This is a genomic window from Paenibacillus sp. FSL H3-0286 (genome assembly GCF_045040705.1).
Lineage (GTDB): Bacteria > Bacillota > Bacilli > Paenibacillales > Paenibacillaceae > Paenibacillus_AQ > Paenibacillus_AQ odorifer.
Window position 1 is genome coordinate 6,272,673 of sequence record NZ_CP150285.1, and the last position, 23,018, is coordinate 6,295,690.

18 protein-coding genes and 1 other annotated feature are annotated in these 23,018 nt (G+C 44.9%); of the genes, 4 read left to right on the forward strand and 14 right to left on the reverse strand.

Annotated features, from left to right (window positions below):
* Positions 1-170: 170 nt before the first annotated feature.
* Positions 171-3,470 (forward strand): S-layer homology domain-containing protein, encoded by a 3,300-nt coding sequence (locus MHB37_RS27950; protein WP_405168732.1) that lies wholly within the window; start codon positions 171-173, stop codon positions 3,468-3,470.
* Between the two features lie 427 nt (positions 3,471-3,897).
* On the opposite strand, the gene MHB37_RS27955 is transcribed toward MHB37_RS27950, so the two are convergent.
* From MHB37_RS27955 to MHB37_RS27965, 3 genes are all read right to left on the reverse strand, one after another.
* Positions 3,898-4,149, reverse strand: coding sequence for a hypothetical protein (locus tag MHB37_RS27955; RefSeq protein WP_405168733.1), 252 nt, complete (start codon positions 4,147-4,149; stop codon positions 3,898-3,900).
* A gap of 67 nt (positions 4,150-4,216) precedes the next feature.
* Positions 4,217-5,500 carry an SLC13 family permease gene (locus tag MHB37_RS27960; RefSeq protein WP_076128758.1) on the reverse strand — a complete coding sequence of 428 codons (1,284 nt, stop codon included), beginning with the start codon at positions 5,498-5,500 and terminating at the stop codon, positions 4,217-4,219.
* A 164-nt stretch (positions 5,501-5,664) separates the two neighbouring features.
* A complete protein-coding gene (locus tag MHB37_RS27965) occupies positions 5,665-7,017 on the reverse strand; it encodes a PQQ-binding-like beta-propeller repeat protein (protein ID WP_076128760.1) in 1,353 nt (450 codons plus the stop codon).
* A gap of 246 nt (positions 7,018-7,263) precedes the next feature.
* Between MHB37_RS27965 and MHB37_RS27970 the strand changes: the two genes are divergently transcribed.
* Positions 7,264-8,349, forward strand: a complete 1,086-nt coding sequence (locus MHB37_RS27970) for an LLM class flavin-dependent oxidoreductase (protein WP_076128762.1) — start codon at positions 7,264-7,266, stop codon at positions 8,347-8,349.
* A 61-nt stretch (positions 8,350-8,410) separates the two neighbouring features.
* Here the strand turns inward: MHB37_RS27970 and MHB37_RS27975 are convergent, their stop codons facing one another.
* Both MHB37_RS27975 and MHB37_RS27980 read right to left on the reverse strand, forming a co-directional pair.
* Entirely contained in the window at positions 8,411-8,650 is a 240-nt protein-coding gene (locus tag MHB37_RS27975) for a hypothetical protein (protein ID WP_036680302.1), read from the reverse strand.
* Complete coding sequence (locus MHB37_RS27980) at positions 8,647-9,654, reverse strand: TIR domain-containing protein (RefSeq protein WP_175617364.1); 1,008 nt, start codon at positions 9,652-9,654, stop codon at positions 8,647-8,649. Before MHB37_RS27980 ends, MHB37_RS27975 begins: the two co-directional genes overlap by 4 nt.
* Positions 9,655-9,803: 149 nt before the next feature.
* Here MHB37_RS27980 and MHB37_RS27985 point away from each other — a divergent pair, with 149 nt between their 5' ends.
* Complete coding sequence (locus MHB37_RS27985; protein ID WP_312151008.1) at positions 9,804-10,961, forward strand: N-acetylmuramoyl-L-alanine amidase; 1,158 nt, start codon at positions 9,804-9,806, stop codon at positions 10,959-10,961.
* Between the two features lie 94 nt (positions 10,962-11,055).
* Here the strand turns inward: MHB37_RS27985 and MHB37_RS27990 are convergent, their stop codons facing one another.
* From MHB37_RS27990 to MHB37_RS28005, 4 genes are all read right to left on the reverse strand, one after another.
* Positions 11,056-12,348, reverse strand: a complete 1,293-nt coding sequence (locus tag MHB37_RS27990) for an Nramp family divalent metal transporter (protein WP_405168734.1) — start codon at positions 12,346-12,348, stop codon at positions 11,056-11,058.
* Positions 12,349-12,553: 205 nt separating this feature from the next.
* Positions 12,554-14,233 (reverse strand): glutamine--tRNA ligase/YqeY domain fusion protein, encoded by a 1,680-nt coding sequence (locus MHB37_RS27995; RefSeq protein WP_405168735.1) that lies wholly within the window; start codon positions 14,231-14,233, stop codon positions 12,554-12,556.
* Between the two features lie 81 nt (positions 14,234-14,314).
* Positions 14,315-14,575 (reverse strand) — a binding site (T-box leader).
* 45 nt (positions 14,576-14,620) lie between these two features.
* Positions 14,621-16,177 carry an SAM-dependent methyltransferase gene (locus MHB37_RS28000; protein WP_405168736.1) on the reverse strand — a complete coding sequence of 519 codons (1,557 nt, stop codon included), beginning with the start codon at positions 16,175-16,177 and terminating at the stop codon, positions 14,621-14,623.
* A 55-nt stretch (positions 16,178-16,232) separates the two neighbouring features.
* Positions 16,233-17,087 carry a copper amine oxidase N-terminal domain-containing protein gene (locus MHB37_RS28005; RefSeq protein ID WP_405168737.1) on the reverse strand — a complete coding sequence of 285 codons (855 nt, stop codon included), beginning with the start codon at positions 17,085-17,087 and terminating at the stop codon, positions 16,233-16,235.
* A 164-nt stretch (positions 17,088-17,251) separates the two neighbouring features.
* On the opposite strand from MHB37_RS28005, the gene MHB37_RS28010 reads away from it, so the two are divergent.
* Complete coding sequence (locus tag MHB37_RS28010) at positions 17,252-18,436, forward strand: oxalate decarboxylase family bicupin (protein ID WP_076128773.1); 1,185 nt, start codon at positions 17,252-17,254, stop codon at positions 18,434-18,436.
* An 18-nt stretch (positions 18,437-18,454) separates the two neighbouring features.
* Here the strand turns inward: MHB37_RS28010 and arsC are convergent, their stop codons facing one another.
* From arsC to MHB37_RS28035, 5 genes are all read right to left on the reverse strand, one after another.
* The gene (gene arsC / locus MHB37_RS28015; protein ID WP_076280270.1) at positions 18,455-18,874 is read right to left on the reverse strand and encodes an arsenate reductase (thioredoxin); all 420 of its coding nucleotides are present in this window, start codon (positions 18,872-18,874) and stop codon (positions 18,455-18,457) included.
* 21 nt (positions 18,875-18,895) lie between these two features.
* Complete coding sequence (locus tag MHB37_RS28020; protein WP_405168738.1) at positions 18,896-20,185, reverse strand: arsenic transporter; 1,290 nt, start codon at positions 20,183-20,185, stop codon at positions 18,896-18,898.
* 128 nt (positions 20,186-20,313) lie between these two features.
* A complete protein-coding gene (locus MHB37_RS28025; RefSeq protein WP_076128778.1) occupies positions 20,314-20,640 on the reverse strand; it encodes a helix-turn-helix transcriptional regulator in 327 nt (108 codons plus the stop codon).
* A 338-nt stretch (positions 20,641-20,978) separates the two neighbouring features.
* Positions 20,979-22,322 carry a sensor histidine kinase gene (locus MHB37_RS28030; protein ID WP_405168739.1) on the reverse strand — a complete coding sequence of 448 codons (1,344 nt, stop codon included), beginning with the start codon at positions 22,320-22,322 and terminating at the stop codon, positions 20,979-20,981.
* On the reverse strand, positions 22,323-22,991 hold the full coding sequence (locus MHB37_RS28035) for a response regulator transcription factor (RefSeq protein WP_076128780.1): 669 nt from the start codon (positions 22,989-22,991) through the stop codon (positions 22,323-22,325). It abuts the gene before it with no gap.
* Positions 22,992-23,018 lie beyond the last annotated feature (27 nt).

Here is a 23,018-nt window from a genome sequence, read left to right on the forward strand (position 1 = left end):
AAAAACAAGCCCTTTTATGGAACAGAAGTGGAGTTATTTCTAGTTCATAAGTTTGAAAAGCAATGAATTTAATCACTTTTAGTAGGATGAAAGTATTAAAAAACTTTGCTTTTGCGTCGATATAATGAAGTAAGCTTATGACAAATTGGTTCTAAGGAAGGGGCTTTTGCTTGAAAAGCATATCATTAAAATGGGGAGCAACACTTGTTGCCCTTAACACCTTGTTCGGTGGTACTCTCTATGCATCTGCAGCTGAAATCACTCCACCGTTCTCCGATTTAACCGAAATACAACAGACGAAAAGTGCCGCAATCCTCGAGGCTGCTCGTCTAGGATTGCTTAAAGGCGATCCCAATGGACAATTCAGACCCACTGCGACTATGACTCGCCAAGAGCTGGCAGCCATTTTAGCGAAGACCTTAAAGCTAGATTCCTCAGTGAATTCCGCTTTTTCCTTTAGAGACGTATCTGATTCCAGTTGGAGTGTCTCCGCTATTGAGGCTGTTAAAAAGGCAGGATTTATGGAGGGTGATCTTACAGGTAATTTTAATCCATCCAGACCTGTAACTAGGGAAGAGCTTGCAGTTATATTTGTACGTGCCATCCGCGGAACTGGAGCACAAGGCGGACAAGCCAACAAGGTTAATGACGAATCCACAATCAGCAATTGGGCAAAAGAGTATACTGATGTCGCACTACGTCTTAAACTTATAGACTCTCCCGAAGATATGTTCAGCCCCAAAGGTACTGTTCAGCGGCAGGATATGGCTTCTTTTCTGCTGAATATTTTTAAAGAAGAACAACAAACTGCAACGATCGACAATATAGATGGAGATTTCGTAACGATCAATGGCACGCCTTACCTCATTGAAGGTACACTCAAAGAATTAATGGGTGATAGCAACCATGATGCTTTAAGAGGAGCTGTCCTTAAGTTCAATTCCTTGAATCGTCATGTAGATGGTTTGCAAGAGCTTGAAATTGTACAAAAAGGGGTTCAACTAAATACCTCCGGCTTTCCCTCCGGTTCTTTGCTCAATATTTCTGGAAATGATGTTGTTATTAAAGGTAATGTTACCGGTGATCTAAAGATTAAAAATGGCGTTTCGAGTATAACTTTTCAGGGCCAAATTGGGCAGATCATTGTGGACTCTATAACTCCAGTTACTATTCATGGCAGCGGTCCCCTGCAAACCTTAAAAATAGTCGAAGGCGGCGCTAGGATCACCATCGATCCCTCCTTGTCTATTCAAAATCTGCAGTTGCCTGGCAACAGTCTGCCTTCACATTTCATAACAAATTACACAGCCATTCAAGATAATATCCAAAAGGTTCAAAATGCATCAGGAGCCGTTGCTCCTGCATATACTTCGTCCACGTCTGCTAACTCCGTGAGCGATCCGACTCCTGAGCCTACTCCCGTTGCGACTCCTAGTCCTTCTCCGGCGCCGACTCCGAGCCCTACTCCCGTAGCGACTCCTAGTCCTTCTCCGGTCGCGACTCCTAGCCCTACTCCGGTGACGACTCCGAGCCCTACTCCCGTAGTGACTCCTAGTCCTACTCCCGTAGTGACTCCTAGTCCTACTCCGGTGGCGACTCCTAGTCCTACTCCGGTGACGACTCCTGAGCCTACTCCGGTGATGACTCCTGAGCCTACTCCGGTGACGACTCCTGAGCCTACTCCGGCGCCTACTCCTGAGCCTACTCCGGTCGCGACTCCTAGTCCTACTCCGGTGGCGACTCCTGAGCCTACTCCGGCGACGACTCCTGAGCCTACTCCGGTCGCGACTCCTGAGCCTACTCCCGTAGTGACTCCTAGTCCTACTCCGGCGCCGACTCCTAGTCCTACTCCGGTGGCCACTCCTAGTCCTACTCCGGTGGCGACTCCAGTAGCGACTCCTAGTCCTACTCCGGTGGCGACTCCTAGTCCTACTCCAGTAGCGACTCCTGAGCCGACTCCGGTCGCGACTCCTGAGCCTACTCCGGTAGTGACTCCTAGTCCTACTCCGGTGACGACTCCTAGTCCTACTCCGGTGACGACTCCTAGCCCTACTCCGGTGACGACTCCTGAGCCTACTCCGGCGCCGACTCCTGAGCCTACTCCCGTGGCGACTCCTAGTCCTACTCCGGTCGTGACTCCTAGTCCTACTCCGGTGAACCATGCACCAGTCGTGCAAAATAATATTGATCCAATATCTGCTCTGATCACAAGTGGTGTCCAAAACGTCGACATCAGTAATGTGTTCATTGATCCGGACGGCGACCCGCTTACATTCGCAGCTGCATCCTCTGACGCTAGCGTTGCCACTGTATCTGTAAATGGGAATCATCTCAACCTTGTGCCGGTCGATTCAGGCACAGCCATGATTACAATAACAGCAATGGACGGCCAAGGTGGCGTTAACACTGCTACTTTTGCATTCACTGTAACGTCTAATCAGCCACCAATTGCGATATCTGGAATCACTACTCAACTCTTAACACCAGGTATCACTGCACCACGTACATTTGATCTGGCCCAGCTTTTTCAAGATCCCGACAATGACATGCTTACTTATTCAGCTTCTATAGATAACGTAAATGCTGGTACACTTAGCCTTAATGGCAACACTCTGACGATAACTCCGGCAGCTAATAGTTCAGCTAGTGGTTTAGTGACCCTCACAGCAACGGATGATAAAGGAGGTTCAGCTACCTCAACTTTCACCTTGATTACAGCCCAGCTTGTAAACAACGGCTTTGTGCCAATAACCACCAAGCAAGGTGTATCCAATATTTCCTTCGATATTTCCAAGCTGATTCCTAATCAGAGTCAATTTAAAGTGTATACAGAAAGCAGCACAGGTTCATTGAGCGGACCTGCAACTCTGAATGGAGCTATATGGAATGGTCCTACAAGTCCAGGAACGGTATGGATAATAGGTTCTGATGGCAAAGCGGTTGTATTATCTATAAGCGTGGCTTCACAGGGTACCTCTGAGCTATTCTTCTCAGAGTATCTGGACGGCGGTGACGGCAGAATCGCAGTTGAGCTGTACTATAAAGGAAATGGTAATCCCGCAGGAAAAGCAGAAGGTTACACCCTTGAAGTTCACCAATTTATGAAAGCCACCCAAACCAAACAGGTTTATTCCCGGCCATTATTCCCTGTACCTGTAGCAATGCCGTATATGTTTATAGATTCTACTTTTGGGGACGCATTTGATTTAATGAATATCTCCTATTACAATGATGAACTGAGTCTATATAATCCAAAAACATATAATATTACAGCATTAGTACTGAAGAAAAACGGCCAAATCGTGGATGTTCTCGGTGACCCTACCTCTACTCAGCAATTCCTCTCCACAGGTGGAACTATTGTCCGTAAATCTGGTATATACACTGGATCACAGCAGTATTCACTTGAGGGCGAGTGGAATCAATATTCCAAAGGAACTTACCAGTATTTTGGAAGCCATACTCCTTAAACAGCCCTTTCTAATGAAAAAACAAGCAGGCAGTGAGCCTCCAGATATTGGAGAATCAATGCCTGCTTGATTATCTGCATTGCGTAGCGTTAAGTCGACTTTGGGTAAACCTCGGAATAACTCCTCCGGATCCCCCGTATATTTTAATCGCCGAATCTAGATCAAATCTTTGATTTAGTTGCATTCTGTACACTTATTTCGTATAAAAAAGGGGTTGTCCTAAATATAACTGTATTCTATACAATTAAAATCCAGAAAAACCACCTTTAGCTGAGGAAATCATGAAAATAAGTGTACTGAATACAGCTATTTTTGGGGGACAATTTATTCGATGAGTTATAACTGTACAAAATACACTTATATGCTCCCACCGTAACTTCAACATATGTCACCGCTTCAAAATCTGCATTTTGCCTCCTCTTGTTACTTATACTCCTGCATCTACTTCCACTACTCCCACTACTTCCGCTACTTCCTCTACTTTCTCTACTTCCTCTACTTTCTCTACTTCCTCTACTTCCTCTACTCCTTCTACTTCCTCTACTTCCTCTACTTCCTCTACTTCCTCTACTTCCTCTACTTCCTCTACTTCCTCTACTTCCTCTACTTCCTCTACTTCCTCTACTCCATCTACTACCTCTACTTCCTCTACTTCCTCTACTCCTTCTACTTCCTCCACAACTTCTACCTGCCGTTTCAAAATATCACTTCAAGCATATCGCTCCCCCGGCTCTTAGCAACGCTGCTTACATCAGATATCTTAAATATAAATACACGCTGGAGATCACAATGGATAACAGCATTAAAGGAAATCCGACCTTCAAATACTTCATGAATGTAATCGGGTACCCCTCTTTTCCTGCCAAACCCGCCACGATCAAATTAGCACTCGCACCAATCAATGTGCCATTGCCACCCAGACAAGCGCCTAAGGCCAAACTCCACCATAACGGCTCCAAATTGCTGATCCCCATATTGCCCATCTCCTGAATCAGCGGGATCATAGTTGCTACAAAAGGGATGTTATCCAGAAATGCCGAGGTAATGGCGCTGACCCATAAAATCATCATTGAGCTCATCAGCACATCACCATTCGTTATTTCAATCGCTTTTGCTGCCAGCTCTGCAATCACACCTGTCTCTACAAGCCCTGACACCAACACGAACAGTCCGATAAAAAAGAAGATCGTAATCCATTCCACGCTGTGAAAAGCTTTTTCCAGCATATGTTCCCCTCCGGTCAGCAGCAGCAGTAAAAATGCACCAGCCAGTGCAACCGTAGCGGACTCCAAATGTAACGCCTGATGTAAAAAGAACCCGGCAATCGTAATTGCCAGTACGATCAAACATTTTCGCAGCAACTTATGATCTGTAATCATAACCTTCTCATCCATGTCCATGATGCTCTGCTGCAATTCAGGTGTAGTTTTAATTTGTTTACCGAACATCAATAACAGCAGCGGGATATACGCCAAAACAATGATGATAATCACGGGTGTCAGATTGCTAATAAAAGCCATGAAGGTCAGCTCCTTAACCGCACTGCCAATCATGATATTAGGCGGGTCTCCGATCAAGGTTGCCGTTCCGCCTACATTAGATGCGATAATTTGTGACATCAAAAAAGGCAGCGGATGTATGCGCAGTTGTCTTGTAATACTGAAGGTGACTGGCACCATAAGCAGCACTGTCGTCACATTATCCAAAAAGGCTGAAGCCACTGCGGTAATCACAAACAAAGCAATCAGTATTCTCTTCGGCTTCCCCTTCGCCAACTTAGCTGATTTCACAGCTGCGTATTTAAAGAGCCCCGTGTCAGCGGTAATCCCTACAATCATCATCATTCCTACAAGCAATCCTATAGTATTAAAATCGATGTGCTGCAGTGCCGTCTCCTGATCCACAATGCCCATCGCTATCATGACGATAGCTCCTAACATCGCCAGAATGGTACGGTGAATCTTTTCGGAAATAATAAGTCCATAAATCAGCAGAAAAATGCCTATCGCCCAAACCGCTTGCTGTTCCATAATATCCCTCGGTCCTTCTATGTAATTTCGTTAACTTACAGTCTACTCATCCTATAACCTTATTATCATAAAATAGATTTGTATTTTTCGCACTGGGTTTGTGGAATCATTCCACTAAAAAACGACTCTGCCGGATGTTTATCGGAGAGCCGTTGTGGATTCGATTATTTCATTTTCAGAGCCTGAGGCTCCTTGAAAGCAGTTAACTTCCCTTTACTCTGCACAATAATCATCCCATCCTCCAGCAAGGTTGGGCCGAATACTCTACCTGATGTTTTGAGCTGCACGATAGGTTTGGCGGTAATTAGATCAATAGCAACCAATTTCCCATCGGTCTGGGCAACATACATGCCATGTCCGAGCAGATCGAAGCGGGCAATCGGATTGCTGATTCCTCCGTACTGGAACACAGATTTATTAGACATTTTAACACCATAGATGCTCTGTTCGTTACTAAAAAGAATTCTTCCATCATAAGGACCCGCCGCGTAGGATAACTTATCTCCGATGGATTCATACGAATAATTATCTCGTGTTACGGCAGCTGGATCAACATTTACTGGGTAGCCATAGACTCCTTTTTGTCCCCCAATATATATCCTGTCCCCAATGATCCAGGCTCTGCCTCCGCTAGTCATATATTCTTCTTCTGGTTTCGGATGATTAGGATCTATATGAGCGGGGTTATACTCTACAGCCTTTACAAGCTTACCTGTCTTCACATCCAAATGATCGAGTGTCGTCAAAGGAAGAGGGTCTACCAATGTAGCTTCCCGTTGTGAGATAAGCGTAGTCCCCTCTGCTGCAATCGGAAGACTATGATTACCACTATTCCAAAGCTCTTTACCTGTTGTTCGATCAAACGCATGTAAAATGTCATACGTATACGCTCCGGATTCTGAGTTTTGAGCTAGCACCAGATTCCCCTCAACCATAAATGGTTCAAACAGCATTTCGCTGAAATTATCGCGCCACTGCAACTTGCCATCTTTCAGATTGTAGGCTTGAATATCGCCATTAGCAGCGAATAACTGCTCTTTATCAATTAACAATTTACTGACACCTTTACTGGTTGCCGATGAGCTCCATTTATTTTTGCCCGTAGCCGCGTTAACTGCATAGATCGTACCTGCCTCCGAAGTGACGTAAGCCACGCCATCCTGATAGAGCAGCGGCGTTGTTAATTTGGAGCCGTATTTCCACATTACTTTTCCAGTCTGGACGTTAATCGCTAAAAGCTGACCCTTTTGAAGGATAAAAGCTTTGCCCGCTCCGACTGCAACAACACCCTTACCCATGATATAATCCGACGGCACATCTTTCAAAGCTGGCAAATCCATTGTTGTTGACCATTCAACCTTCGCAGCAGGCAGGTTTGCATAGTAATCATCACCATTCGAGCCTATAAAAGAGGTGTGTGGATCAACCGCAGCTGCTTGTACCGGATTTACCATAAGCAATACCCCTAAACCAATAACTGCAGTACGAAGATAAGATTTCAATATTGTTCCTCTCACCACCAAACTCCTCCTCATATAAGTAACTGCCTCATTTGGATAGCTTGTTAAAATCAAATATAATAATATTGGACGAGCAGGACACAATCCTTATGGATTATTATTCCATTTTGTCAAAAACAACAGAAGAAATCAAAACATTTACTCACAAACTTACATTTTGTAAGTCATTGTGTTATAATAATCACATTCCTCCATACACGGACAGGCTTTAGCAAATATATGAATAACAAGGGGTTTGTGAGCATGAGTAACGAAGCAACCGCAGCACCAGCATCCGATTTTGAATTTGGTATCTATACCTTAGGAGACATCGTAGCGGATTGTCATACAGGGAAGAAGATCAGTCCAAAACAACGTCTCGACGAAGTTGTAGCTGCAGCTAAGCTGGCAGATGAGGCGGGACTTGATGTATTTGGTGTAGGTGAGCATCATCGTCTTGATTTTGTAATTTCTTCGGTGCCAGTGGTGCTGGCTGCCATTTCTCAGGTTACTAACAGAATTAAACTAACGAGCGCAACAACCGTATTAAGCACCATTGATCCTGTACGGGTGTTCGAGGATTTCGCCACACTTGATTTGCTGTCGAATGGACGTGCAGAGATTATTGCGGGGCGTGGTGCTTTTGTGGAGTCTTTTCCGCTCTTCGGGTATGAGCTTGAAGATTATCACCGTCTATTTTCCGAGAACATCAATTTACTCTTGGAGCTTAACAAACATGAAGTTATGAACTGGGAGGGCGCCTTCCGTTCATCGCTGAAGAATTCGGAGATTGCTCCACGTCCATTACAGGAGAATCTTCCGCTCTGGATTGGTGTAGGCGGTTCTCCAGAAAGCGCGGAGAAGGCCGGGATGCTCGGGACCGGAATGGCTATCGCCATCCTAAGCGGCAGTCCAGAGCCTTTTCAAGAGCTTGCCGCAACCTATCGGCGTGCCGGAATTCAAGCAGGACATCCACCTGAGGATCTAAAGATTGCGATCACTAGCCACGGTTACATTGCTGAAACCTCACAGCAGGCTTTGGATGAATATTACCCTTACTACTATAGTTACCGTAACTCTATCAGTCCAAAACCGGGTCAAGAGTACAAGGTGTCTCGTGATGACTTTGGGCGATATGTATCTGCTGATAACACGATGGCTGTGGGCAGCCCGCAGCAAATTATCGAAAAAATTCTCTATCAGCATGAGCTGTTCGGTCATAGCCGCTTTATGACTCAGCTCGATATCGGCGGCCTTCCTTACGCTCAGGTAGCCAAAGCCATTGAACTTTTGGCAACAGAGGTTGCACCTGTAGTACGGCGTGAGATCGCCAAGAAGAACAGCCGTTAGAATGGAATACCAAAAAGGGGCCCTCAAGCCAACGGCTGAGGCCCCCTTTTTATAAAAAAAATCACGCAAAGGATGGTTTATTATTATCTACTTTTCCGCTGATAAGCTTCTTATATTCGTCGTCTCCGCCGTCCAAAGAAGGTGCAGTATAAATCTGAGCTGAAGCTGGCTGCTGAGCAGAATGACTCGAGCCCGCTTTTCTTTTGGTGCTTTTGTCATCGCCGCCTGCACTCCTGCTCCCACCACTCGCAGATCGGAGAACAGCATCGGATAAGCTGTTAATACCTTTTATTCTCTTCATGCTGAATCCTCTCCTACTAAATGATTGATGGTACGGAATAAATCCTGATTATTCCCAACTACCGCCTTAAGATCATCTGCAGATAATCCATCACTTCCTGAGAAATGAACGGAAAGAACATACTTCTTACCTAGAGGATAGCATAGGATATATACCTCTGCAACTTCCGTGCGTTGAAAAAAAGTCCATTTACTCGATAAAAATGCATCTACCACACTAGGCTGCTTCTCATTCCCTTTCGTTACAGACAAGGGATAGGAGTGACCGCGTCCGACATTCCCCCCCACCTGAACAAGTTGTTCCTTCTCTTGTGCCTGCCAGATGGCTGCACCGATTACACGACAATGCTTCGGAGGTAAAAAGGAATTGCGTATCGCCTCACTAAGTGCGTGATATTTATCTCCATTCTCGGAGATGGTCACATTACTATTATATTGCCAAAAAAAATGAAGGATACTTTCCTTGCGCCTTAAATCCATCTTTAGCTGCTCTAAATCTTTAAGCGGGTCACGGAATCTTCCACGTTCTTGAATACTATCAATAATCTTACCACAGCTCACATCCACAGCAGCCGTAGGATTATCGTGATGCACTTCATACTCTAAAGATGTAATTCCCGCTAAATCAGATAGCAGATGATATTCTTCTACATTTTCTCCAGGGATGAGATCATCACGCGCAGTTACCTGATCAGGCACTAGACAAAAAACACGGCTGCGCCGTAATCTAGCCCAAAACAAACCCATTTCAAACCCCGTATTATCGCGGGTCACATAATAATATTTACCACGGATTTTGGCAACATCATCTGGCGAGAACACAAATACGGCAAAATCGCTCTCATCCAAATTTCGCTCCAACGCCTCCATAGTGTATTCATTCGCCCGAAAAGCGTTGGCATACCAAGGATGCACTTCAGCATCCCTCTTCAGCTGCTCATGAATCGCTCTTGCATAACGTATAGACTCCCTGGAAGATCCAATGAATAGCTTTGGTTTAGTCACGGCAATGCTCCTTCATCCTCTTTCCCGATATGTAATAATTATACAAGTCTTTAGACCACCAGAAAAGAGGCCATATTCTCAAAAAATATTATTCTAAACCTCGTAAATTGGGTAAGGAATTACGACTACTCTCAAAAAGCGAGGATACTATGAACAAAATGATAGGTGTCACCCTGCTCACAGCTTGCCTTTTGGGTATAGCAGCGCCACAGTCTGCTGAAGCAAAGACAGCAGCGGGAAGTTATACCGCACAGGTATATGCGAGTTCTTTAAATGTACGCGATGAACCGGCTAAGAATGCAACTGTTGTAGGATCAATTAAGAATGGGGCTCGGGTTACTGTGACTGATGAGCAGCACGGATGGTTAATGGTTAAGGCGGGGAGCACCTCTGGCTGGGTAGCGGGTTATTACCTAAAAAAGGTGAACAGCAACTCCCTGCAATCCAGCGCTTCTGGAACGTCTATTGCTACTAAAACCAATACTGCCTCGTCAACATCAGCCAATACTTCTAGTAGAACTTCAAAGGCTACAGTCACGGCTGATTCTCTGCGCATCCGAAGTGGCCCAGGAACTCACTATAAGGTGCTCGGTTCTTTAAAAGCCAAGGATACAGTCACTCTCCTTCTTCATCAGAACGGCTGGGCTCGAATTCGCACAGTCAGCGGTGAAACTGGTTGGGTGGCAGAGCAGTATATCCGAAGTGGAAGCACATCAAGCAGTACAAGCAGTACAAGCAGCATAAGCACCGTCCAGCATAAAGGCGGACTACGAGGAAAGCTGATCGTCATCGATCCTGGTCATGGCGGCAGTGATCCGGGCATGCTTGGCACTACATATAACACCATGGAAAAAGATTTGAATCTGCATACTGCACTTTATGTCCGCGATGCTCTTGTTGCTAAAGGAGCACGGGTAGAGATGACGCGCACCCGAGACGATCAGAAGCCGACGTTAGCTCGTCGTGTTCAGATGAGCCAAGCCCTGCGTGCTGATGCTTTTGTAAGCGTTCATTATAATTCTTCACCTAAAAATGTGTCCGGAACGTTGACCTTCTTTTATTCAGAAGCGGATGATTTGAAGCTGGCGCGGGCGATTGAAACCCGGCTGGGGCAAGGCATCGGTCTGAAAAGCAACGGGTTGTCCTTTGGCGATTATCACATCCTAAGGGAGAATCGGATTCCAGCTACCTTGGTTGAGCTTGGATTCCTTACCAATCCTACAGACGAGTCCATTGTCCGCAAGGCCTCCTATCAGAAAAAAGCGGCTAAAGCCATCGCTGAAGGCGTTGCGGATTATTTTAAATAACTGGCTGGAACAACACTCCAAAAAAAGCCCGACCCATGTATCTCTCAGGTATGATCTGAGGAGATCTGTGGGTCGGGCTCTTTTGACTGCTTCCTTATACGAGCATTTGATAGACCAAGAACAAGTTCAACGATACAACCAGACCGGAGATAATCCAGCCCAGAGTGGCTGTCATTTTGCGATTCACTAACCCGCCCATAATCTGGCGATTGCTTGTAAACACAACCAGCGGAATCAACGCGAACGCAATCCCAAAGGACAGGATCACCTGACTGATCACGAGTGCTTTGGTTGGATTCACACCAAAACCAATGATCGCTAGTGGCGGAATGATGGTAATCGCACGGCGCAAGTACAGGTTAATTCTTTTGTTGATGAAGCCTTGCATAACCACATCGCCAGCCATAGTCCCTACGGAGGAACTCGACAGTCCCGCAATGAGTAGTCCCAACCCAAACGAGATCGCCGTTACTGGCCCAGCTAAGTGACCAAATTGTTGAAACGCGACATCCAGATCCTCAACCACGAGACCATTTTTGAAAAACAATGCCGCGGAGACAATAACCATAGCCAGATTTACTGCACCTGCGATAATCATCGCAATAATAATATCTATAAATTCCATTTTGAAAATCTGTTTTTTCTCCGATTCATTCACCCCGACGATACGGTTCTGTGTAAGTGATGAATGCAGGTAAATCGCATGTGGCATCACGGTTGCACCTAGAATTCCTGCGGCCAATAGGATGCTGTCCACCCCTTCAAACTTAGGTGTAAACATGCCTACGGCAACTGCTCCCATATCCGGTTTAGCTACAATAACTTGAAAAGCGAAGGCTAATACGACTATAAGGATCATCGCGGCAATCCCTGCCTCTAAGGAGCGATATCCCCGGCGTTGCAGCTCTAAGATAGCAAATGAGCCCACCGCAGTAATCAGTGCTGCTGGCAGCATCGGAATATCAAATAAGAGATATAGTCCTAATGCCGCCCCGATAAACTCTGCCAGATCCGTAGCTATAATCACTAGCTCACTTTGAATCCATAAGAAGATCGATACACTCTTCGGAAAACGATCATGGGCGATCTCAGGCAAGTTCTTGCCTGTCGCAATCCCCAGCTTGGCGGATAACGCTTGGATTAGCACAGCCATTAGATTAGAGGCCACGATCACCCACAATAAGAGATATCCATATTTGGAGCCCGCCGTAATATTGGTGGCAAAATTACCTGGATCCAGATAAGCAACAGCAGCGATAAAAGCTGGGCCTAGAAAAGGAAGTAATCGTTTAATCCCTTTGATCTCCCCGTTAAGTACGGCTTGTGCTGAAATCGAGTTCTTATGTTGTTTTATATGTGGTTGTTCTACTAAAGTTTGTTCGAGCATTTCAATTCCTCCTCTTGCCCTGAAAAAGTTGTCTATATACACGAAAGTTTCCCCTGTGCAACTTATATTTAAAGTATATGCTTATTTCTGAAAAATGTAAACATGTTTCATATGGAATTTTCATTTGCTTGTTCACCAACGACTAGGCACAAAAAAAGCTGGACGATGATCAGGAATTACCCGATCTTCGCCCAGCTTAAGCTGCTTATGAATTTTTCTTCCATGTGTCCTTCAGCGGTACTATCCGGTTCAGCACCAGCTTATCTGCCGTGGTATACTTCTTATCCACGCAGAAAAATCCATGCCGGATCAATTGAAACTTATCCTCTGGTCTTGCGTTGCCCATCGATGGCTCCAGCAAACAATCCTTCAGGACCGTTAAGGAATCTGGATTAAGATACGCGTCCCAGCGCTCACCGTCTTCTTTAGGACCGTCGTTATCTTTCAGCAGACGCTCATATAGATGAACATCAGCCTTGATAGCCTGGTCTGCCGATACCCAGTGAATGGTTGCCTTAACCTTCCGTTCATTAAACCCGCTTCCGCTCTTCGTTCTCGGATCATAGGTGCAGCGAAGCTCTAGGATTTCTCCGGTAACTTCATCCTTGATTACTTCATTGCACTTTATGAAATAAGCACCCTTCAGCCTTACTTCGTTCCCCATAGTCAGCCTGTGATACCCTTTTGGCGGCTCCTCCATGAAATCTTCTTGTTCAATATAAAGGGTTCGTGAAAAAGGAACCTCTCTTTCTCCAAGTGACTTATCTTCACTGTTATTCTCAATCGTCAGCCATTCATTATGATCTTCAGGATAATTAGTAATGACCACTTTTAAAGGCTTAAGAACAGCCATCACACTTGGAACCTTTGCCTTCAAATCTTGTCTAAGCGCATGCTCTAACATGGCAATATCCACAATGGTGCTATTTCTGACAAAGCCAATTTCCTTCACAAAATTCCGGATACTCTCCGGCGTAAAACCTCTTCTGCGTAAACCGCGAAGCGTAGGAAGTCTCGGGTCATCCCAGCCATCCACATAATGGCCTGTAACCAGCTGTCTGATATACCGTTTACTCGTCACAACTCCGGTGATGTTCACCCGTCCAAACTCTCTTTGCTTAGGAGCCTCAGGGATATCCAGCTCCTTCAATACCCACTCATAGAGCGGCCGATGATCCTTAAATTCAATCGAGCATAAGGAATACGTAATCCCTTCGATAGCATCTTGTATAGGATGGGCAAAATCATACATCGGATAGATACACCATTCGTTACCCGTTCTATAATGCTCCGCATGAATGATTCTGTAAATCACCGGATCACGTAAGTTGATATTAGGTGAGCTCATATCTATTTTAGCCCGCAACACTCTGGCTCCCGTTGGATAATCTCCAGCTTTCATCTCCGTAAATAACCGCAAATTCTCTTCCACAGAACGCTCCCGGAACGGGCTGTTTTTTCCCGGCTCCGTAAGCGTCCCTCTATAGGCTGTCACCTCTTCAGGTGATAAATCACAGACATACGCCTTTCCTTTTCGGATTAACGTAACTGCGCTATTGTATATTTTCTCAGAATAGTCTGATCCATAAAAAATATAGTCCGGTGGATAGCCCATCCATTGAATATCTTCGATGATGGCATTTACATACTCCAGATCCTCTTTTAAAGGATTGGTGTCATCAAAGCGCAAATGGAACTTCCCGCCATACTTTTTCGCAGTCGTATAGTTCGTATGAATAGCATACGCACTGCCAATATGCAGATACCCGTTAGGCTCCGGTGGGAATCTCGTGCAAATATCTCTACTGTAAGTCCCTGCTTCCAGCTCTTCTTGAATCAATCTGTCGATGTAACTCTCTGCTAATACTTCCGGTTCCTCGTTCATTGGTGTTACCTCCTGTTTATAAGTGATATCCGCCTGCTTAATCTGCAAAATAAAAAGAACCTCACCTCCAAGACTTATGGTCTTGGGGACGAAATTCTCGCGGTACCACCCCAGGTTCATTAATATGTCGCCATATTAATCTCATCAAGTACGGCAAAACATCTTACGCAGTGCTTATACTCTAGCTCTATAACAGGAGCTCCCGTCATACCATCCCCTTAATCCGGTTCCGATATGCCGCTCAGAGGCTTGTTTCGATAAAATCCCCCTTACCCTGTTCTCATCATCCAGGGCTCTCTGTGAAGGAATGATTTCATGTACTCTTCTCGTCATCGCGTTTGATTATTTTGTATAGGATACCAAAAAGATAACCCTATGTAAATGTGCTTATTCCCCGCTCAGCGCCGCTAGAAGTTCCAATACTACTTCATTGTCAGGCTCTGCAGCCAAAGCTCTACGCGCGTATTCCAATGCAGCAGCTTCAGCTCCTAGCTCGTAGTTACAAATTGCCATGCTATAAAGCACTGATGCCAATGGTTCTTCCGTGATCGCATGCATGGAGCGTTCTAAGTAACCCAATGCTTCCGCGAATTTATCCATTTCATACAGCAGCAACCCCGCATCTAGCGACAGATCATAACTCTGTTCCATCGGATAATAGCCCGTCCACATCAACTGTATACCTCGCTGTAGATCCAGCATTTCTTCATCACTGGCACCCGGCAGCAGCTCCGAAATCTGTTCAGCGCTATGGATAAACCATTCAGCATCATACCCACCCAAACGCCAAAAGGCCAAAATTTGCTGCAGCCCCATCGTATCTAATTGCTGATCCATCCATTCCTTCATACTAAAGAAATCATCCGGGCCAAAACGTTCTATAAACCGCTTGTAACCCAGCCGAGTGTTTGTATAGCTCAGCGGTGTTGGAAGCATAAGAATACAGCCGATGTTCAGGTTTTTATAGTGATGACTGGTGAATATTGAATGCGCCCCTTTTTGTTTCAGCACATGCTCTATCGCATGATAATTCGCGGTCAAAGAGAAGCTTCCGTGATGAATCAGCAATGGAGGTTCTGCAAATTCCCAGTTCTCTAAGCGATGGTCTCCCTTATCCGCTGTAAGCAGCACGAATCCCTCTGTAGAGAGCCGCGCAAGCCGCTCCAGACAAGTAAGCCCCACCACCGGAAAGAGTATATGTGAATCCTCCAGCTTCTGCTGATAAAGCGCTATAACGTCATGATAGGGATAAGTCTCCTCTTCATAACTAGCCACACGCCTATAATGGTACTGCGGGATGATTTTGCCGAGCGCATCGGAGGGGTTATCCGGATCAACTTCCGCCGAATACTGGATCGAAACCTCACATTCATATATTTTTCCTTCATCCACATAAATTAATTCTTGCGGAATGCTGTCAAAAAAGTAATTTGCCACAATCACCAATGGCTGCTGTAAATCACCCGGCCGAATGCTGAGCTTAGCGTGTACTAAATGTAGTTCTACATCCTGCACAGCATCAAAACGAGCGAAGTCCAAAATACCCTGCTCTACGTAAGGAAGTAGGCTCGGGTGCTGCTGCCAGCTGGATATATTTTTGGAAGGCAAATCACTCATCACATAACGAAAAGGAGGAAGAGGAATATCTGCGTAGTCTACGATTTCACATAACTTTTTAAGCACATGGAAGGCTAACCGGCCTGCTCCCGCTCCAAGTTCTAGAATCGTAACGGTCTCTGAGAGATGCCCTTGTCCAGCCCGGTCTTGCAGAAATCCAAAGATCATCTCTGCGTATGCTGTCGCAATCATAGGGTTACTCGTGATGTACTGCGGGACCTGATCATTATTCCAAGCCTTTAATCCCTGCTCTTCATAATATGTTCGTTGCAATTCCCAAATCGGTGCTTCGCTGAAGCGATATTGCTGCTCTTTGTTACCTGTCATCTGTTTCTTTACCCGCTCTCTGTCTAGCTTGTTGGAATAATCTATAGCAATTGCCTTATTGCGCTCTCAATGTGCGTGACCTGAAAATGACGTATTCAGCCTCTGTTGGAATGGTAACGGAAAATGATAATAATGCCGCCTTGGAGGTTGAGGAATCAGGTCCTTTCAACGTTTGATAAAAAGAATTCCCTTTACTGTCCACACTCACCAGCTCTAATTCCGCATTTCCTTTAGGGATGATGAATCCGGAGGTATTTTGCACGCCTAAGGTCAATCTATATTCTTTCCCGGATTGAGCCTGCGTTAGCATAGTAGGATATAACGGATACGGATGTGCTGTCGTTTCGAGTGGATAAGGAGCAAGCACACGATCTGCCTCAGGCTTCACCCATTCCTCCCCTTTTCTGGCTCCAATACCAAGGGTTAATTTATTCACATTATTAAATTGCACTTCCCAGCGAAAAGACTTAAGCCCTTCTAAAATGGGGGACGCCGGAACAAACAGAGTGCCATCCTTTATCTCTGGAGCAACGCCTAATGAATCTACGGTCTCCCCATTAAAATCTGCCTCTAGCTGCCCTGCTTTAATATTTCCTACCGATCGGTCCAGCAGTGAAACAGTAATACTCTTGCTCAGAGCGTCATAGAGCAAATCTGCGCCAATCGCATTGGAGAAGGCTCGAATCGGCACCATTAATTTACCTGCTTTGAAATAAGGGGCGAGTTTACCTGGAAAAAGCACGTAATATCCCCCGTATGACAGTGGCATTACCTGTGTCCCTAACTGGACAGCTGCCGACACCGATGTAGGTGTAACCGCAGATCCCGCGGCGAACATAATCACTAATAGACCTATTACGTAAGCTTTTATTTTCCCTAATCGTTGTAAGGACTCCTTGATGTGAATCATCACAAACCCCTCTCCAGTTCATGTAGAACCTTAGCCTCTATTAGTAATAATCAATGATGACCCTACACATGTCAACTTGTACCACTTCTGCTATCCATCATAAAAGACAGCATTCCGCATATATTTTCATTGAACTCTTAAGGAACAAGAAAGGAGAACATCTTATGACTTCTGCTGGACAGGATTCGGCAAACAAAACAAACATCCCCCAGCCCATCCGAAGCGATGGCACAGGGGGATTAGATAAAGGACCCCGCGATGTTATGCGGGATCTTGAGAATCCGGATATGTTCGTACCTCCGGTGACTGATGCGGGCCTGGTTCCCAATTTGAAATTTTCTTTCTCTGATGCGCATATGCAGCTTAATCATGGTGGCTGGTCCAGAGAAGTAACCGTCAGAGAACTCCCTATCGCAACTACACTGGCAGGTGTGAATATGAGCCTGACCCCCGGTGGAGTACGAGAGCTTCACTGGCATCAGCAAGCGGAATGGTCTTATATGCTGTTAGGCCGCGCTCGGATTACTGCTGTGGATCAGAATGGAAGGAACTTTATAGCAGATGTAGGACCTGGTGATCTATGGTATTTTCCGCCGGGTATTCCTCACTCTATACAAGGTCTTGAAGAAGGCTGTGAATTTCTCCTTGTCTTCGACGACGGAAGCTTCTCTGATCTGAATACCTTGTCTATTTCCGATTGGTTCGCCCATACGCCCAAAGAGGTACTTTCAGCTAACTTTGGAATACCTGCCGAGGCCTTCGACTCCATCCCCACTGAACAGGTTTACATTTATCAGGATCAAGTTCCCGGCTCATTACAAAGCCAAAAGGTGCAATCGCCGTATGGAGAAATTCCACAGAGCTTCAAACATTCGCTGTTGGCACAGCCTCCATTGAAGACTCCTGGCGGGAGCGTCAGAATCGTTGACTCCAGCAACTTTCCGGTCTCCAAGACCGTGGCTGCTGCACTGGTAGAGATTGAACCTGGAGGAATGAGAGAGCTCCACTGGCACCCCAACAACGATGAGTGGCAATATTATCTTACCGGAAAAGGACGGATGACTGTGTTTGCCGGAAACGGTGCAGCACGTACCTTTAATTACAGGGCTGGCGATGTTGGGTATGTTCCTTTTGCATTTGGACATTATATTCAGAATACAGGAGAAGAATCGTTGTGGTTCCTCGAAATGTTCAAAAGTGACCGTTTTGCCGACGTCTCTCTGAACCAATGGATGGCTCTCACTCCCCATGAATTGGTTCAAAGTAATTTGAACGTTGGGCCCGAAGTGATCAATGCCTTACGGAAAGTGAAATGGCCAGTGGTGAAATACCCTAAGTTAAAAGAATAGGTTACTTTCTCCCTTTGCTTATTCACCCGTCTCCGCAAATTGTTTGATTCTTTCACCAATCTGGTCACGCACATGCTGGAACACTGCCCACTTCTCTTCATCACTCCCTTGCGCTTTTGCCGGATCATCGAAGCCCCAGTGTTCCCGTTTGACCTGCGGAGGGGTCATTGGACATTTATCCGCAGCATCTCCGCATAAGGTAATGACCAGATCGGCATTGTTCAGCAGATTAGCATCAATAATATCCGAAGTCTGGCCGGAAATATCTATGCCTACTTCGCTCATCGCTTGTACAGCTTTTGGATTTAGACCGTGAGCTTCAATACCTGCACTGTACACACTCCATTCTTCTCCTAGATATTGCTTAGCCCAGCCTTCAGCCATCTGACTTCTGCAGGAATTCCCTGTACATAAAAAATAAATCGTTCTCTTGTTCATCTTGATCTTCCCCTGTCCAAATTAGTTAATCAACAACCACATATAAAGACCTAAAAGCGTAATAAATAACGTTGGAATGGTTAAAATAATACCTGTCTTAAAATACGTTCCCCAAGAAATCTTCACGCCTTTAGCCGAAAGTACATGTAGCCACAGCAGTGTGGCGAGTGAGCCAATCGGAGTGATCTTCGGTCCTAAGTCCGAGCCTATAACATTCGCATATATTAAAGCCTCTCTAATGATTCCAGTGGTATGCGTCGCATCAATGGCAAGCGCGTCAATCAGAACGGTAGGCAGATTATTCATCAGCGATGAGATCAATGCAGCTATGAAGCCCATACCCATCGTTGCGGCAAATAAGCCCTGATCAGCAATAGACCCAATCATCTTAGCAAGTAAATCCGTCAGCCCAACATTTCGAAGTCCATATACTACGACATACATTCCGATAGAAAAGAACACAATCGCCCAAGGCGCTCCGGTAATCACTTCTTTCACCTTGACGTAAGGGCTGCTTCTCGCGAGAAGCAGGAACAAAATAGCTATGATCCCCGCAACCACAGATACCGGAATACCCAAAAATTCGCTGACAAAATACCCTACCAAAAGAACAGCCAATACAATCCATGACAGCCGGAACATTTTTTTGTCTTTAATCGCCTCATGCGGATCTTTTAGCTGTGAATCGTTAAAGTGCTTGGGAATACTTTTGCGAAAAAAGAAATAGAGCACTACGATGCTCGCCACAAGTGAGAACAGCGTAGGTATAATCATCTTGCCTGCATACTCCATAAACGTAATCCCGAAAAAATCCGCTGATACGATATTGACCAGATTGCTGACCACGAGCGGCAATGAGGTGGTATCGGCAATAAAACCGCTGGCGATAATAAACGGAAATACTTTTTTCTCATCAAAATGCAGCGCCCTTACCATCGCAAGCACAATAGGCGTAAGAATCAGAGCCGCTCCATCATTCGCAAAAAATGCAGACACTAACGCACCAAGAACGATGACATACACAAACATTCGTCTGCCATTCCCGCGGGCAGCCCGCGCCATATGTAAAGCAGCCCATTCAAAAAATCCGATTCGATCCAGAATTAAAGAAATCAGAATAATAGCCACAAACGCTAAAGTAGCATTCCACACGATCTGCGTTACATCCAGAACATCATTAAAGCTGACTACCCCAGCTAGCAAAGCTATGATCGCGCCACCGCAGGCTGACCATCCAATCGATAAATTACGGGGCTGCCAGATTACAAGGATTAAAGTTACTAAAAATATAAGGATAGCTACAATAGCCAAAGTGCCATCCCCCTTTTACTGCCAATCCACATCTTTTTCAACACTCCTATATAAGCATGTGACTTCAATCCAACATCATCATATAACTATATAGTTATATATAAGTCATAAAAATTCTTACCTGAAATTTAGTCGCAGCATGGCTCTTTAGCCTCTTTATTCAGTTCAGCCAATATCGATTTGGAACTAGGCATCTGTTGAAGAACAGCTTTAAGATGTGGTTTATCCTCGACATTTAACGAATAATGTACCCACTGTCCCCGCTTGCTTTCCCGAACGATTCCTCTACTTTTCAATTTCCGTAAATGCTGGCTAATCGCCGGCTGGGAAATGTCAAAGATATCAACGAATTCACACACGCACCATTCCCGCTCTTTCAGAAGAGAAAGCATTGCCAATCGTGTCTTATCTCCGAACAGCTTCAAGTCTTCAGCAATTTCCGTTAGTGTCTGCATTCCTTCTCTCCTCCTCTTGAAAGTATATAAGCTAATACTTATATTCTAGTGAATCTACCAGTCGGAAGCAAGAGTTGATTTTTAGCGGGCTATCGTCCACTCATGCTCCAACATACTGAACATCAAAGAATCCAGGCATCAGGATGGACAATATAGCCGATTTCGCCGCTTCTGTCCGTATGGCTTCTAATATTTAATTCAATCATGCCGATCAAATGTTCAGTTCCTACTGCAACTATGGCTTGCGCGAACCGAGTTCTGGGAACTTTTTGAGAGTCTTCTATTGCTTGGTTCACAAATGAAAGGGTCTGCGTTTGCCTTAAGCTTCAGCCCGTTAACTATTCATAGGGTTGAGAGACAGGGATCGAGACAATAAACTGAGTTCCTTCCCCAACCTTGCTCTCCACTTCTATTTTACAATCATGCATTTTTAGAATTTTTAAAACAATGGATAATCCAAGTCCATTCCCTTTATGAACGCTGCTCCGCGCTTTATCCACCATATAAAAACGATCAAAAATGCGGGGCAATGCTGCCTCTGGTATGCCTTGACCAGAATCTTTAATAGAAACCTTCACAAACGCTATAGAACGCTCGATTTCGACATGAATGATACCCTCTTGGCTTGTATATTTTATAGCATTATTAATTAGGTTTTGCCAGACTTGATCAAACAAATCTTTATCCACCGTAATTTCGCAGGGCAATAAATCTAATTCTATCTGAATGTTTTTCTGTGCCCATTGTGGCTCCGCCAGAACGATCGCTCTTCTTAACTGTTCATCCAGCTGAAAAGTGGTGAGATTAACCGGATGATGTTCTGAATCAAGCGAGGCTAATCTAAGCAGATTGTCACTTAGGCGGGATAAGCGCAGCGTTTCCTGATAAATAATATCCAGATGTTCTTTTTGCTCTTCTACTGGAACGACACCATCTTGCAGCGCTCTAGTAAACCCTCTAATCGACGTAAGTGGAGACTGCATTTCATGGGAGACATTGCTGACAAAATCATCACGAACTGAATCTATCTTTTGCAGCTCACTAGCCATATGATTAAAGCTTTCCATCAGTTCCCCAAACTCATCTTGATTTTTATGCGTCAAGCGCACAGATAAATCGCCTGATGCCATTTTTTTAGCTGCTTCCGTCAGACGTTTGATAGGCTTAACAATGAATCCGGACATCAAGAGAATCAGTAAACTTCCAATGACTAAAACCGTTAGAAGTGTAAAAAACACGTTGCGTCTGAATGTGATCAAGCTCGACGAAAAATCAATTTTAATGATGAGCGCAGCTTTCTCCTTATCTACGATGGGAATGCCAACAATAGCAACACCAGACTTATCATTAAGCATCACTGCGTCTGTGGAATCTGGCTTAAATAGAGCGGCAACCTTCTCCTTATCCACTGAAAAAACAGCATCACTCCACTCATTCACTCTCACTTTCGCAATATCGACCCCATATTTATTGAGCAGTTTAGTAAATGCCTGTGCTTTTTCCGGATCATCGATTAGGGTAAGCACTTTGGCTACGTCTCCAGCTACTCTAATGAAGATATGGTTTGGGGTCACATTATTTTCGGAAAACCGTACATTTAGCAAAAAAGAGATCATTAAGCTGACGATCACAATCCCAATGAACGTAATGACAATACGCAGACGCAGGCTTTTTTTTAACATTTAGGCCAACTCCAGACGGTATCCAAGTCCTCTTACCGTAGAAATAATTAGCTCGGGAATCGATTCAAGTCTTTCTCTCAGACGTTTGATATGCACATCTACCGTACGCTCGTCGCCTTCATAATCGACACCCCAAATATTTTCTATGAGCTGAGAACGCGTGAATATTTGCCCTGGCGAACCCGCCAGAGCAAATAACAACTCACATTCCTTTTTCTTCAACTCCACCGTTCTCTGAGCCGTAACAACGTTCAAATTCCCCAGATCAATCATCACTGCGCCTAGTTGAATCACACTCGAGGAGGTTAAATGATATCTTTTTAATAGTGATTTTACCCTCAGGACCAATTCAATGGGATCAAACGGTTTGACTAAATAATCATCTGATCCGGCATTAAATCCTCTGACTTTGTCCTTAGATTCTCCTCTAGCTGTAACCATCAGAATTGGAATATCGATATAAGATCGGATATCTTCGGTCAATTCAATACCATCTACATTTGGCATCATCACATCTACAATCACCAAATCGATCTTTGTATGCGCTAGAATGTCTAATGCCTCTTGACCGTCTGCTGCTTCCACTACGGAAAATTGGTTTTTTTCAAGATATAATCGTATTAATCTACGGATATGAGAATCATCATCCGCCACTAGAATCGTGTTCATCTCTCAATTTTCCTCTCCGCTAACCTA

Coding starts and splice junctions, on each gene's coding strand:
- MHB37_RS27975 (WP_036680302.1), bottom strand. CDS start 8,650: ATGAAGAGAATAAAAGGTATTAACAGCTTATCCGATGCTGTTCTCCGA.
- arsC (WP_076280270.1), bottom strand. CDS start 18,874: ATGAACAAGAGAACGATTTATTTTTTATGTACAGGGAATTCCTGCAGA.
- MHB37_RS27990 (WP_405168734.1), bottom strand. CDS start 12,348: ATGCTCGAACAAACTTTAGTAGAACAACCACATATAAAACAACATAAG.
- MHB37_RS28030 (WP_405168739.1), bottom strand. CDS start 22,322: ATGTTAAAAAAAAGCCTGCGTCTGCGTATTGTCATTACGTTCATTGGG.
- MHB37_RS27995 (WP_405168735.1), bottom strand. CDS start 14,233: ATGAACGAGGAACCGGAAGTATTAGCAGAGAGTTACATCGACAGATTG.
- MHB37_RS28000 (WP_405168736.1), bottom strand. CDS start 16,177: ATGACAGGTAACAAAGAGCAGCAATATCGCTTCAGCGAAGCACCGATT.
- MHB37_RS28035 (WP_076128780.1), bottom strand. CDS start 22,991: ATGAACACGATTCTAGTGGCGGATGATGATTCTCATATCCGTAGATTA.
- MHB37_RS27985 (WP_312151008.1), top strand. CDS start 9,804: ATGAACAAAATGATAGGTGTCACCCTGCTCACAGCTTGCCTTTTGGGT.
- MHB37_RS28025 (WP_076128778.1), bottom strand. CDS start 20,640: ATGCAGACACTAACGGAAATTGCTGAAGACTTGAAGCTGTTCGGAGAT.
- MHB37_RS28010 (WP_076128773.1), top strand. CDS start 17,252: ATGACTTCTGCTGGACAGGATTCGGCAAACAAAACAAACATCCCCCAG.
- MHB37_RS27970 (WP_076128762.1), top strand. CDS start 7,264: ATGAGTAACGAAGCAACCGCAGCACCAGCATCCGATTTTGAATTTGGT.
- MHB37_RS27960 (WP_076128758.1), bottom strand. CDS start 5,500: ATGGAACAGCAAGCGGTTTGGGCGATAGGCATTTTTCTGCTGATTTAT.
- MHB37_RS28005 (WP_405168737.1), bottom strand. CDS start 17,087: ATGATTCACATCAAGGAGTCCTTACAACGATTAGGGAAAATAAAAGCT.